6 protein-coding genes are annotated in these 6,948 nt (G+C 71.7%); 1 reads left to right on the forward strand and 5 read right to left on the reverse strand.

Annotated features, from left to right (window positions below):
* Positions 1–145: 145 nt before the first annotated feature.
* Positions 146–712 carry a hypothetical protein gene (locus ACFP1K_RS18120; protein WP_380754446.1) on the reverse strand — a complete coding sequence of 189 codons (567 nt, stop codon included), beginning with the start codon at positions 710–712 and terminating at the stop codon, positions 146–148.
* A gap of 685 nt (positions 713–1,397) precedes the next feature.
* On the reverse strand, positions 1,398–2,741 hold the full coding sequence (locus ACFP1K_RS18125) for a lysine N(6)-hydroxylase/L-ornithine N(5)-oxygenase family protein (protein ID WP_380754449.1): 1,344 nt from the start codon (positions 2,739–2,741) through the stop codon (positions 1,398–1,400).
* 96 nt (positions 2,742–2,837) lie between these two features.
* Between ACFP1K_RS18125 and ACFP1K_RS18130 the strand changes: the two genes are divergently transcribed.
* Complete coding sequence (locus tag ACFP1K_RS18130) at positions 2,838–3,785, forward strand: methionyl-tRNA formyltransferase (protein ID WP_380754452.1); 948 nt, start codon at positions 2,838–2,840, stop codon at positions 3,783–3,785.
* 29 nt (positions 3,786–3,814) lie between these two features.
* Here ACFP1K_RS18130 and ACFP1K_RS18135 read toward each other — a convergent pair whose 3' ends face one another.
* Genes ACFP1K_RS18135 through ACFP1K_RS18145 form a run of 3 tightly spaced genes read right to left on the reverse strand, consistent with a single transcriptional unit; the run spans position 3,815 to position 6,790 of the window.
* Positions 3,815–4,678: an ABC transporter ATP-binding protein gene (locus ACFP1K_RS18135; protein ID WP_380754455.1), complete on the reverse strand. Its 864-nt coding sequence runs from the start codon at positions 4,676–4,678 to the stop codon at positions 3,815–3,817.
* A gap of 4 nt (positions 4,679–4,682) precedes the next feature.
* Entirely contained in the window at positions 4,683–5,753 is a 1,071-nt protein-coding gene (locus tag ACFP1K_RS18140) for a FecCD family ABC transporter permease (protein ID WP_380754458.1), read from the reverse strand.
* Between the two features lie 2 nt (positions 5,754–5,755).
* On the reverse strand, positions 5,756–6,790 hold the full coding sequence (locus ACFP1K_RS18145) for a FecCD family ABC transporter permease (protein WP_380754461.1): 1,035 nt from the start codon (positions 6,788–6,790) through the stop codon (positions 5,756–5,758).
* Between the last annotated feature and the right edge of the window lie 158 nt (positions 6,791–6,948).

Genomic DNA, 6,948 nt, shown 5'->3' on the forward strand with positions numbered 1-6,948 from the left:
CCGTGGCGGGATCAAGTCCCAGGGGAAATGGGTTGACAGTAGGCGCTGTCTGACTACGATGGGTGGTGCATGGCTCGCTCGGAGTCATGAAGTGGGGCCGGGTTAACCTCCGCAGGAGGTGGCCCGGCTTTCGCGTTTCATCAGGTCAACCGGGTTCGCAGCCGACGTACGTCAGCACTCTCTCCAGCTCGCGAGTCGTGGGGTCATCGTCGCGGGCGAGTGCCTTGGCCGTGCTGCTGACGATCACATCGGCCGCCCAGAGGAGCGGCTCTTTTGCGAACGGTGCGTGGCTGTATTCGAAAGCCGCGGGTCGGCCCGCCAGGCCGCCGAGAACCCGGCGATCATGCCGATCTTGACTTGCCTCGCGTTCCGCCAGTATCAGGTGACGGACCGAGCTCGGTAGCTCCTGCACCGACCATGTCAGGGCGCGGGCGCGGGCCGCCTCTTTGCGCTTGGGTCTTTCGAAGCGGCAGCCGTACACCCGTGCTGAGATCGGTAGAGACGCCACCTCACGGATCAGTGCCGCGCGGGTCTGCTGGTCCTCTTTTGACCAGTGCGGTGAACGAGCCGCCGGAATGACCGCGCACAGAAGTTTTCGCACCTCCTCCGCGACGCCGGGATCGGCCAGCACGAGGCCTACCGCGTACAGACGGGCGTCCGTGTGTATCGACTCGTCGATGAAGCCGGCCAACAGCGATGCGGGGGAATGCACGGGATCATCATGCCGTAACTCACACGAGTTGAATGGCTACTTAACGTGAAGTGGTGCTGGAGGTACCTCACCGCCACCCCTGCGCTCGCCGACCAGCCTGTCCGGTTTCCTGCCTACGGGATGACTGACCGCCCCATCGGCGGAGTGTGATGAGCCCGGCAGGGCCGGGGGCGCGGGGGTGTCCCCCGCAGGAGAACAGCCCTCGCGCCTTTCGCGCGGAGCGCGCCCTCCGCGGGGACCTTTCCTCCGGCGCCCGCACACGCCGGGTTGTCCGCCGTAAAGGTGGCGCCGGAGTCCCATCGCCTCGTGGGGTTCGTCTTACCGGCGCCGGGTCGGCGGGATGTGGTACGGCGAACACGGCGCCGTCATACGGCGGGACACCGGCCCAACGGGACACATCGCGGTGGAGCACTATGAGCCCGGCAGGGCCGGGGGTGCGGGGGTGTCCCCCGCAGGAGAACAGCCCTTGCGCCTTCCGCGCGAAGCGCGCCCTCCGCAAGGACCATTTCAATCGGCGTCGCACACACCACGGGTTATCCGCCGTCCGGCGGCGTCGCGTTCGCCGTATGGCGTTCCGCCGCGTCGGCGCGGGAAGACCGGGCGCTCGTGTTCGCCGGGGGAGGGAGGCCGGGGTCTCATGGCGACTCAGGGTGTTGCCGCACGATGGGAGGTGAGGGGTTCGGGGTCAGTGGGTGGGGTGGCCGGCTAGGGCTGAGGGGGTGCGGTGGGTTAGGAGGGAGGTGTGGATTTCGGCGGCTCGGATGGCGGTGGTGGACAACAAGGTGGAGGTGAGGCCGTGGGTGTGTTCGGTGGCGCCTTGGAGGTAGATGCCGGCGGTCACCTCGGGGGGGAGGGTCACGCGGTGGTCGCGGTCCACGCGGATGGCGTCCTCGTCGTCGCGCAGGCAGAGTTTGGCGGTCCTGCCGAGGAGGGTGCTGATGTCCTGGGGGCGGTAGCCGGTGGCGTGGACCAGGAGGTCGGCGGTGAGGACGGTGCGTTCGCCGGTGGGGAGGAACTCGACGGTGACCTCCAGGTGGTCGTCGAGGCTCCGGACGTCGCGGATGCGGGAGACGTTGAGCATGCGCAGGCGCTCGCGGCCGTGCACCTTCTCGCGGTACGTGGTGGCGTACAGGGCCTCGATGAGGTCCATGTCGACGACCGAGTAGTTGGTGCCGCGGTGGTAGTCGTACAGGGAGCGCTTCACCTCGGGCGGTGCGGTGAAGTACAGGTCGACGGCCTCGGGGTCGAAGATGCGGTTGGCGAACGGGCTGTCGTCGGCGGGCGTGTAGCCGTACTTGGCGAACACCGCGCACACCTCGGCGCCGGTGAACGTGCGGTGCAGGTAGTCCACGGCCTCGGCGGCGCTCTGCCCGGCGCCGAGCACGAGCGCGCGGCCCACCCTGGCGCCCGAGGCGGTCAGCCCGGCGACGCGGGGGACCAGTTCGCTGTTGTGCCACACCCGGTCCGACAGCACCGTGCCGGGTGGCAGGTGCGGCTCCATCCCGACGGCCACACATATGTTCCGCGCCCTGCGTACCACCGTCCGGGACGGGTCGCGCGGGTCGCGGCTGACCACGTCGAACCACCGCGTCTCGCCGCCGGGGACCGTCACCGGGTCCACGGAGACCACCTCGGCGGAGTACTGCGCCAGGTGCCGCACCCGCGCGGCGGCCCACTCGAAGTAGTCGTGGAACTCGGCGCGCAGCGGGAACAGCGTCTTCTGGTTCAGGAAGTCCACCAGCCGGCCCCGGTCGCGCAGGTAGCACAGGAAGCTGTAGTCGCTCGACGGGTCCCGCATGGTGACCAGGTCTTTCAGGAACGACACCTGCATCGTCGCGTCGTCGATGAGCATGCCCCGGTGCCAGCCGAACGTCGGCTGCCTTTCCAGGAACCCGGCCCTCAGTCGTTCTCCCGGGGTCGCCTTGGCGTTGTGCTCATCGATGGCGATGGCCAGCGCAAGGTTGGACGGCCCGAAGCCGATTCCCAGGATGTCGTAAATGATGTCGGGCCCACTGTCCAGTGTGTCCACCGCGGCATCGCCTCCCTCTGCGGCCCACATGTTAGATAAGGTTAGCCTTACCTGACAAGCTCCCCAAGATCGCCCCCCAAGGAAGAGGAACCACACATGCGGGTCGCCATGTTCGGCTACCAGACCTGGGGCCACCGCACGCTGCGGGCCCTGCTGGACTCCGGTCACGAGGTGGTCCTGGTGGTGACCCATCCCGCCAGCGACCACGCGTACGAGCGCATCTGGGACGACTCGGTGGCCGAGCTCGCCGCCAAGCACGACGTGCCCGTGCTGCTGCGGCAGCGGCCGGACGACGACGAGCTGCTCGCCGCGCTGCGGGACGCGGCGCCGGACATCATCGTCGCCAACAACTGGCGCACCTGGCTGCCCCCGGAGATCTTCGACCTGCCGCCGCACGGCACGCTCAACGTGCACGACTCGCTGCTGCCCGCCTACGCGGGCTTCTCGCCGCTCATCTGGGCCCTCATCAACGGCGAGCCCGAGGTGGGCGTCACCGCGCACCGCATGGACGCTGAGCTGGACGCGGGTGACATCGTGCTGCAGCGCGCGGTGCCGGTGGGCCCGGACGACACCGCGACCGACCTGTTCCACCGTACGGTCGACCTCATCGAGCCGATCGTGCGCGAGTCGCTCGACCTGATCGCCTCCGGCCGCGCCCGCTGGGTGAAGCAGGACCGCAGCCGCGCCAGCTTCTTCCACAAGCGGTCCGTCGAGGACAGCCGCATCGACTGGAACTGGGCCGCCGAGGACCTGGAGCGCCTGGTGCGGGCCCAGTCCGACCCGTACCCGAACGCCTTCACCTACCACCGCGGGCAGCGCATCCGCGTCGTGTCGGCCGCGCTGTCGCGGGCGCACTACGGCGGCACGCCCGGCCGCGTCTTCATCCGCGAGGGCGACGGCGTGGTCGTCGTCGCCGGCGCCGACGCCCGCAGCGGCAGGCGGCACGGGCTGCTGGTGCGCCGCGTGCGCACCGACGACGGCGCCGAGCACGCCGCCACCGACTACTTCCGCGCCATGGGCGACTACCTCACGGCTCACCCCTGACGCGCGGGAGCGACTCGCTCCCGGGGACGCTATCCGGCCGCCGCCGTGTCGTGGTGGCGGCCGACGGGGATGACCAGCGGGGTGCCGCTGACCGGATCGGTGGTCACGTGGCAGCGCAGGCCGAAGATGTCCTCCACCGTCGCGGCGGTGACGACCTCGGCGGGCGGGCCCTCGGTGACGATCCGGCCCTCCTTCATCGCGATGACGTGGTCGGCGTACCGGCAGGCGTGGTTGAGGTCGTGCAGCACCATCACGATGGTGCGCCCCTCCCGCCGGTTGAGGTCGGTCACGAGGTCCAGCACGTCGATCTGGTGGGCCAGGTCGAGGTACGTCGTCGGCTCGTCCAGCAGCAGCACCGGCGTGCCCTGCGCGACGGCCATCGCGATCCAGGCGCGCTGGCGCTGCCCGCCGGACAGCTCGTCCACCGCGCGGCCGGCCAGCTCGGTGAGGCCGGTGGCGGCCAGGGCGCCGTGCACGGCCTGCTCGTCCGCCTTGGACCACTGCCGCCACCAGGTCTGGTGCGGCGACCGGCCCCGGGTCACCAGGTCCACCACGGTGAGCCCCTCGGGCGCCACCGGGCCCTGCGGCAGGATGCCGAGCCGCTGCGCCAGGTCCCTGGTGGGGATGGCGTGCACCGCCCGCCCGTCCAGCCGTACCGCGCCCGCGCGCGGCGTGAGCAGCCGGGCCAGGGCCCGCAGCAGCGTCGACTTGCCGCAGGCGTTGGCGCCGACGATGGCCGTCACCCGCCCGGGCGGCACCACCAGATCCAGGTCCCGCACGACCACCCGGTCGTCGTACGCCAGCCTCAGGCCCTCCGCCCGCAGGTCGGGCCCGTCGGACGGATGACCGGCGTCCTGTACCGGGGCGTCCGCGGCCGGTGTGGTGGTGGTCATGCGTTCAGCCTCCTGAGCCCGCGCGGTTGGCGCGGATGAGCAGCCAGAGCAGCACCGGCGCGCCGAGCACGCCGGTGACGATCCCGACCGGCACCTCGGTGCCGGGGATGAGCGTGCGGGTGGCGAGGTCGGCGGCCAGCACCACCAGGCCGCCGGTCAGCCCGGCGGCCAGCGGGGGCGGCCAGGCGGTCCCGGCGAGGCGCTGGGCGATCTGCGGGGCCGCCAGCGCCACGAACGCGACCGGCCCGGCGGCGGCCACGCCGAACCCGACCAGCCCGACCCCGGCGAGCAGCAGCGCCAGCCGCGTCGGCTGGACGGAGGTGCCGAGGCCGGTGGCGACGTCGTCGCCGAGCTGGAGCGTGCGCAGGTGGCGGGTCAGCACCAGCGTCACCGGCAGCAGCACGGCCAGCGCGACGGCCAGCGGCACGGCCTCGTCGAAGTCGCGGCCGTTGAGGTTGCCCACCAGCCAGCCGAGCGCGGCCTGCGCCTGGAACTTGCCGCCCCGGGCCACCAGGTAGTCGGTGACGCTGGTGCAGATCCACGACACCCCGATGCCGACCAGGATGATGCGGTACCCGGTGGCGCCGCCCTTCCACGCCAGCGCGTACACCAGCAGCGCGGTGAGCAGCGTGCCGAGCAGCCCGAGCGCCTGGAGGCCGAGGCCGTCGTCCCAGCCGAGCACGATGCTCGCCACCACGGCGGTGCCCGCGCCCTGGGTGAGGCCGATCATGTCCGGGCTGGCCAGCGGGTTGCGGGTCATCGTCTGGAAGACCGCGCCGGACACGCCGAACGCGACGCCCACCAGCAGCCCGACCAGCGTGCGCGGCAGCCGCAGCTCCCGCACCACCAGCAGGGTGCCCGGGTCGCCGATCCCGGCCAGCGCCTTGACGACCCCGGTGAGCGCGATCGGGTAGTCGCCCACCGCCACGCTCCAGCAGAACACCGCGAACGTGACGACGGCCAGCGCCGTGCACACCGCGATCAGCCGGGGCCGCAGCACGCCCGACACGGGCGGCGTGGCGATACGGAACGGCCGCCTGGCCAGCGTCGCGGCCGGTCCCTTCGAGTCGGCCATGGTCACACCTCCGCCAGCCGGCGCCTGCGCACCATCGCGATGAAGAACGGGCCGCCGATGAAGGCGACGAGGACGCCGGCCTGGATCTCGACGGGGCGCGCGATGAGCCGTCCGGCGATGTCGGCGGCCAGCAGCAGGCACGGCGCCAGCACGGCCGACAGGGGCAGCAGCCACCGCTGGTCGGGGCCGATGCCGGCGCGCTGGGCGAGCACGCGGGCGACGTGCGGCACCACCAGGCCGATGAAGACGACCGGGCCGATGACCGCGACCGCGCCGCCGGTGAGCAGCATGACGGCGGTCACGCCCTGGAGCCGCACCAGGCCGAGTCGCCGCCCGAGCGCGGTGGCGACGTCCTCGCCGAGGGCGAGGCTGTTCAGCGCCGGCGCGCAGGCCAGCGCGAGCACCACGCCCACCGCGATGAACGGCAGGATGTGCCGCACCACCTCGGCGTTCTGCCCGGCGAGCGACCCGGCCGACCAGAAGCGGTAGCGGTTCAGCGGCTCGGGGTCGGTGAGCACGATGGCGCCGGTCAGCGAGGACAGCAGCGACGTGACCGCGACCCCGGCCAGCGCGAGCTTCACGGGCGTCAGCCCGGAGCGGCCGAGGCGGCCGAGCATGTACACGAGGACGCTCGCGGCGAGCGCCCCGGCGAAGCCGAACCAGATGTAGCCGAACAGCGAGCCGACGCCGAGCAGCGCGATCGACAGCACGATGGCGAACGCCGCGCCCGCGGTGACGCCGAGCACGCCGGGGTCGGCCAGCGGGTTGCGGGTGAGCGCCTGCATGAGCGCGCCGGACAGCCCCAGCGCGACGCCGGCGGTAAGGCCGAGCGCGGTGCGCGGCACGCGCACCGTCCAGACGACGTTCTCGGCGGCCTGTCCGCCGGGACCCGGTACGTGGCCGGTGAGCGCCTGGACGACCTGGTCGAGCGGGATGGCCCGGGCCCCGAGGGCGATCGACAACAGGCACAGGGCGCCGAGGGCGGCGCACAGCAGCACCACCAGGACGGCAGGGCGGGACCGTCGGACCGCGGTCACCGGGCTGTCTCCACGTTCCGATTTCCTTAGGTTAGGCAGGCCTTAACTGTAACGTCTGCCGGTGGTGCGGTCCCAGGGGTGGGGAGGGCCTGTTACTTAGGTAAACCTTACCTTAGTATGTAGGGCGATCACGGCTTAAGTGAGCCGTTTTGTCCAGC

It is taken from the genome of Sphaerisporangium aureirubrum (assembly GCF_042658925.1).
GTDB lineage: Bacteria > Actinomycetota > Actinomycetes > Streptosporangiales > Streptosporangiaceae > Sphaerisporangium > Sphaerisporangium aureirubrum.